Below are 5,261 nucleotides of genomic sequence, written 5' to 3'. Positions count from 1 at the left end.
TCGCCATTTCTCTCAAAGTGCTTGATGTGATTGCGTTTAGACGATAACTTACGTCCTCTAAGGTCGCGGAGCTTCTCTACTGTGTAGATGTAATCAGCATCCTCACGGTTTTCCTCGATTGTAAACTGGTCGCCGTATAGAGGTTCAAATTCTTCGAGTGTCTTCGGTGTGAGACCACGCATTATGAGTTTCTGACCACGGGAATGTGCGTCTTCACGCAACTCCTCGATAATCGGTGCAACATCACCGCTGCCCTTTGGGTATGCAAATATATAACCAAACTTTGGCATTCTAATTACCATACGATTGCCCCTAAAAGCAATCTCCGGTTCGTACGCATTCCTCCAAATATATAAATTTGCAAAACTGTAGTCGGCTCCATGACATCCGCTCGAGCAGATGACAGTTTTGGCGAAATCTTGGTCATCTAATCTGACAGGTCTAAATTCTAACATTAGTCGCTCCCTTTATTTTGAACTTTTAACAACATTATACGATTCTATTTTGTAAAATTAACATCTCATTATAGCACTAAAAACCAACATGTAAAGTGAATTCCGAGTGAACAAGTAGGAATTTAAAAATATACTTTACTAGTATTGATTTTATACCTTCAAAGTGGTACTGTTGCAATAGAAAAATAGAAATAACATTCGGAAAGGGGATAAAAGATAAATGGCTAAGATTACAAAAGATACGATTATCGGAGATGTTATCAACGAGAACCCTGATCTAATTCAGGTATTCTTTCAGAACGGAATGATGTGCATCGGCTGCCCGGCATCTCAAGGAGAGTCCATCGGACAGGCTGCTCAGGTTCACGGACTTGATGCAGACCAGCTAATCAACTCACTTAACGCTGCTCTTGAGGCATAAGTTGATTGATTTTTAGTTGGAATTATAACTTCGGTATATCGCAGGGCATGATTGCCCTGCTTTTGCTTTTGAAGGCTAAAATTTCGAATTAGGAATCTGTTATGCAGACTACTGACATACGGAATGGAATGAATAATATAGTGTGGAGCGTTAACTCCGCTGCACCTCATATTCAGATAAATTGGAATAAGTAGAAGAAGGACTTAACAGGAATGCAGAGAGAATTAAGCTATCATTATATAGGGAATTCTTATGACGGCAACCAGGATTGGTTCCGCACCTTATGTGGCACTGGTATCTGGCAAATGGATATAAAGAAACCCAAGAAGGGGTCAAAGTCAAAGCTGTAACTTATAGTGACTATAAGTGGCTAGATCTTAAGGCTCTATGGAATACTGGTGCGAAGTCAACTGGTGGCATGATCGTTTATATTGTGCATGATGAAGAGTCGGATCAATAAGTGACCCTTGGTTAAGTTGAAAATAAAAGCAGATTAAATATGAAGATGAATTAAAAATGACTGCGAGAATAAATCTTGCAGTCTATTATTTTAGTAACACTTTACTGAACGTATCTAATAAACTTCGCCCTTCTAATCACCAGATCGGCGGCTATTCCAATCGCAACACCTGCAACAGTTCCAGAAATCATAAGTACAGGAAGGTAGTAGAAAATCCGGATGTCGTTGATTAGGATGGCCGCAATCGCCAGCTGCCCCATGTTATGCAGAAATCCGCCCGCCATACTGACTCCAGTGATGCTGAAGAGTTCGGTCTTCTTGAGGAGAATCATGCCTATCAAACTGATAGTCGCTCCTGCGAGAGAGTAGAGCATGCCGAACACTCCGGTGAAAAGGAGTCCGGCAACGATGATTCTAATCGCATTTAGCATCACAGCATGCTTGGCTGAGAGCTTATACAGAGCTACGACAGCAACTAAGTTAGCTATCCCTAATTTGATCCCCGGAATGCCTGGAGTATATGGTATAATAGCTTCGATATACGATAAAATGAGTGCTAGTGAAGCTAGAAGCGCGACTACCGCGACGTTATTGCTACGGCCACGAGTGGTTCTAGATGAAGATTCGTTTGAACGATTAACTCGAGATTGAGTCATAGCTGTTCGCCCCCTTTCCGCTTATCGAAACGACTACCTTGTTAGGAAGGCAGATGATGCTTTCCCCGGTCCTGCTTATTGATTTGTGCTTTACGCACACCTGATTATCGCACGATGCCTCGGACATCGTCACGGAGCCGTGCTTTATTTTTATTACGTTAAGCTTATTACCCTGCTTTACCGCAATCGTTTTATCCTCAGACAAGCTGTACACCCCGTACATCTTGCCATCAACTTTCACTATGGCTTTTTCTCCCGAATGACTCGTCATGCTGAGCCATACCGAGGAGGCGATGCCGAATGAGATGAGGATTACGAAGAGGATAATATCCGCTTTTCTTACAAATCCTTTTAACATTATTCGTTATTCCCCGTCACCCCTTAATTGTGAGGTAATACATTGATTAGACTTAGTAAACAAACCATAAAACTTTCGTTAATATTCGTAATAATCGCAACGGTTATTATAACACAGACAGCTTGCAAGAGCACCAAGGATGTTGAGCCTGTCTCAAAGGAAGGCTTCTATCTCGATACGGTGTGCAAGATTTCGATATACGATATGGATGGAGAACTTGATAAGGATAAGGCAGAGGCTGCAATCGACAAGGCTTATAAGCGCTGCCGTGAACTCGAGAACACACTTAGCAACACGATTGATTCCAGTGAAGTAAGTCAGATTAACAACGCTGGTGGGAATTGGGTGCCTGTAGGTAAAGACACACTTAAGGTCGTAAAGGCTGGCGTGAAGTACGGTGAACTTTCAGACGGTGACTTCGACATAACTATCGGATCAGTATCGGGACTATGGGATTTCCAGGCGGAGAATCCGGTAGTGCCAGAGCAGTCCAAAATCACCGAAGCGCTGAAGCATGTCAATTACAAGAATATTCAATTTGACGGAAACAAGATAAGACTAGCGGATCCGAAGGCGAAACTCGACCTCGGGGGAATCGCCAAGGGGTACGTTGCAGATGAGCTTACAACTCTTCTTGAGAAAGAGGGGGTAACCTCTGCGGTAATCAACCTCGGCGGAAACATTTCTACGATAGGAAGTAAGCCTGATGGTAGTCCATTCATAATCGGAATCGAGAAGCCTTACACAGATAGAACTGAGATTATCGGAACGACGACGGCGAAGAATCAGACTGTTGTAACCTCGGGAATTTACGAGAGGCAGTTTCAGCAGAACGGCAAGATTTACCACCACGTATTGAGTAGTAAGACCGGATATCCAGTTGAAACGCAGCTCGAGGCGGTCAGCTTGGTGGCGAAGAAAGGTCGCTCGATGGACATCGACGCTATGAGCACAATTTGCCTGATGAAGGGTGTAGATGGCGGTAAGGTGTTTATCAAGAAACAGAAGGGTGTAGAAGCTGTCTTTAGCGCAGAGGGCAAAGAAGTTGCCAAGACCAAAGGTATGAAATTCACTGCCGAATAAGTTAACGAACCGTTAGCTTGCGCGAATAAGTAGCGAGATATGCTTAGGATAATCCTGCGTAGACACATATACCGAGATGCAGGTATATGCAACGGAAACCAGAAAAGGAAGGTGCATAGATTGAAGGACAATAGAATATTAGTCGATATGCACTTGCATACCACGGCATCTGACGGATCGTATAGTCCACAGGAAGTCGTGCAGATGGTCAAAGCATCTGGCATCAAAGTATTCTCTCTGACAGACCATGACACTACTGCTGGTGCTAATGAGGTTCAGGGAATGGTTCCAGAAGATATGGAGTTTTACAAAGGCATAGAGTTCTCTTGTGAAACCGGCGAAATCAAGTGCCACATCCTCGGATACTCGTATGATGACAAACATCCTGCCTTTAGGGAAGCACTTTCTGCTGCAGAGGTGAAGAGGGAAGACAAGCTCGCGATTAGAATTGAACACCTTAGAGAAGTGGATGGTATAGAATTAACTAGAGAAGAGGTTACGGAGCTAGAAGCAATCCCGTCAGCAGGAAAGCCACACATAGCTAATATCCTAATGCGAAAAGGAATTCCCGGTACACGGACAGAAGTTATCAATAGGCACCTCGAGTTCGGAGCAGACAATAGGATTCCAGCAGAACTGGCCATTAGGGCGATTAAGTCATCTGGAGGAGTTGCTATATGGGCTCATCCACTCGGTGGTGAGAATGAAGAACATATGGATAGAGCTGATTTCGAAGCTAAACTCGATGTTCTGCAAGCTATAGGGATCGAAGGACTGGAATGCTTCTATTCCAGATACGATGATAATGAAATCGAGATGCTTCTAGAGATTGCAGAGAGGCGGGACCTTCTGGTGAGTGGAGGCAGTGATTTTCATGGCAAGAATAAAAACGTGGAAATTGGAGAATTAGGCGTGAGCAAAAAACCTGTTTATGACTACGATTTAAGCCTCGTTGCAGAGCTTAGGAGAAGGAGAACAGAATAGTAATTTGTTCGATATAAATATCATTATGATGCGAATTTATAAGAATTTAATCTTGATGCCCCTAGATAGTTGTATATAATGCCCGTGTTCGTAAAAGAGATATAGAGAAAATAAAGGAGGGTATAACATAAGTGAGAAGAAAGCAACTATGCTAGGCTGGGCAGGAACATGCATGTCGACTCTTATGTACGTAGCATATATCGCGCAGATTATGAGCAACCTCAATGGCAACAAAGGAAGCTTTATTCAGCCGCTACTGCAGCAATAAACTGCACGCTGTGGGTGACATACGGCGTGTGTAAGGAAAAGCGAGATTACCCTATTATAGTTGCCAATATATCGAGAATTATCTTCGGCATAGGGGCGGTAATAACTTCTTTTTAAAAGGATTTTCAATAAGTGATAAGCCACTCCCCTGTATCGGAAATGGCTTATTTTTTTACGTATTCTGAGTTCAGATGAGCGAACTATGAGTTAGCTTTCGACTCTATAATTTTCTCAACAAACTCAAATATTCTAGTGTAGTAGTCATCTAGTATCTCGTCAGTTCCGTTATATAGCTCGTGCCTGGCGCCTTCATATATGACGAACTCGGTGTTCGGGGTGCTACCTGCAAATTTGTAGTGACCACTTGGATCTACAAGTGCATCGTTTCCAGATGTTAAGAGCAAAACTGGAATCTCTATCTTGCCAGCATCTTTCAGAATTTTAGGAGTTGCGCGGAAACTTGCGTAGCCCCAGCCGTTAGACATCATATTTGTATGATAGTGACTGTCTTCAAGACGCTGATTAAATATATACGTGTACCTCGGTTCTGACATCGCGCTGCTCTTCTCGTAAGTAG

The 5,261-nt window shown here is 43.1% G+C and carries 8 protein-coding genes; 4 read left to right on the top strand and 4 right to left on the bottom strand.

The genetic code is table 11. The features are described 5' to 3' along the window. Positions 1-455, bottom strand: a 455-nt coding sequence (locus AXF17_RS01055; protein WP_157682614.1) for a phosphatidylglycerol lysyltransferase domain-containing protein, incomplete at its 3' end; no start/stop codon positions are given. Between the two features lie 220 nt (positions 456-675). On the opposite strand from AXF17_RS01055, the gene AXF17_RS01050 reads away from it, so the two are divergent. After that, positions 676-876, top strand: coding sequence for a DUF1858 domain-containing protein (locus AXF17_RS01050; RefSeq protein ID WP_094233413.1), 201 nt, complete (start codon positions 676-678; stop codon positions 874-876). Between the two features lie 283 nt (positions 877-1,159). Further along, positions 1,160-1,336 (top strand): hypothetical protein, encoded by a 177-nt coding sequence (locus tag AXF17_RS09100; protein WP_207651569.1) that lies wholly within the window; start codon positions 1,160-1,162, stop codon positions 1,334-1,336. A gap of 101 nt (positions 1,337-1,437) precedes the next feature. On the opposite strand, the gene AXF17_RS01045 is transcribed toward AXF17_RS09100, so the two are convergent. After that, positions 1,438-1,992 carry a Gx transporter family protein gene (locus tag AXF17_RS01045; RefSeq protein ID WP_094233412.1) on the bottom strand — a complete coding sequence of 185 codons (555 nt, stop codon included), beginning with the start codon at positions 1,990-1,992 and terminating at the stop codon, positions 1,438-1,440. Further along, positions 1,973-2,350, bottom strand: a complete 378-nt coding sequence (locus tag AXF17_RS01040) for a NusG domain II-containing protein (protein ID WP_094233411.1) — start codon at positions 2,348-2,350, stop codon at positions 1,973-1,975. The genes AXF17_RS01045 and AXF17_RS01040 overlap by 20 nt, the downstream gene beginning before the upstream one ends. A 42-nt stretch (positions 2,351-2,392) precedes the next feature. Between AXF17_RS01040 and AXF17_RS01035 the strand changes: the two genes are divergently transcribed. Together AXF17_RS01035 and AXF17_RS01030 are read left to right on the top strand one after the other, a co-directional pair. Then, positions 2,393-3,433, top strand: coding sequence for an FAD:protein FMN transferase (locus tag AXF17_RS01035; RefSeq protein ID WP_094233410.1), 1,041 nt, complete (start codon positions 2,393-2,395; stop codon positions 3,431-3,433). A 120-nt stretch (positions 3,434-3,553) separates the two neighbouring features. Next, a complete protein-coding gene (locus AXF17_RS01030) occupies positions 3,554-4,417 on the top strand; it encodes a PHP domain-containing protein (protein ID WP_157682510.1) in 864 nt (287 codons plus the stop codon). A gap of 467 nt (positions 4,418-4,884) precedes the next feature. Here AXF17_RS01030 and AXF17_RS01020 read toward each other — a convergent pair. After that, positions 4,885-5,261: serine aminopeptidase domain-containing protein (locus tag AXF17_RS01020; RefSeq protein ID WP_207651568.1), on the bottom strand; the 377-nt coding region annotated here is incomplete at its 5' end.

Origin of the sequence: Mogibacterium pumilum, assembly GCF_002243385.1 — a bacterium.
GTDB lineage: Bacteria > Bacillota > Clostridia > Peptostreptococcales > Anaerovoracaceae > Mogibacterium > Mogibacterium pumilum.
Note: the sequence above shows the minus strand (reverse complement) of the source record. Positions and strands in the feature narration are given on the sequence as shown.